Source organism: Methylobacterium sp. CCH7-A2, assembly GCF_001557075.1.
Lineage (GTDB): Bacteria > Pseudomonadota > Alphaproteobacteria > Rhizobiales > Beijerinckiaceae > Allobosea > Allobosea massiliensis.
In genome coordinates, this window is sequence record NZ_LSKN01000058.1 from 1 (window position 1) to 288 (window position 288).

At 62.5% G+C, this 288-nt stretch carries 1 protein-coding gene; it reads right to left on the reverse strand.

What is annotated here, in order from left to right; genetic code table 11:
* Window positions 1-288 (reverse strand): cytochrome c (locus AX750_RS03995; protein ID WP_245282301.1); only part of this gene is annotated, 288 nt, incomplete at both ends.

Below are 288 nucleotides of genomic sequence, written 5' to 3' on the forward strand. Positions count from 1 at the left end.
TGGGCAGCTTCACCGATGTGAAGTTCTTGTCCGACAATTCGAAGTCCTCGTCCTTTACGATGTCGTTGAGAAAGAGGAGGTAGGCGGTGAGCGCGTAAGTGTCGTCGGCGCTCAGCGACTGGGCGTTGCCGAAGGGCATGGCCCGGTGGATGTAGTCATAGACCGTCGAAAGATCCGGCCAGAACGAGCCGATCGTCTTCTCCGGCCTGTCGGCCTTGAGCGTGCCCTGCCCGCCCGCCAGCACCGGCCAGCGGCCATTGCCCTGGCCGAATTCGCCATGGCAGCTGG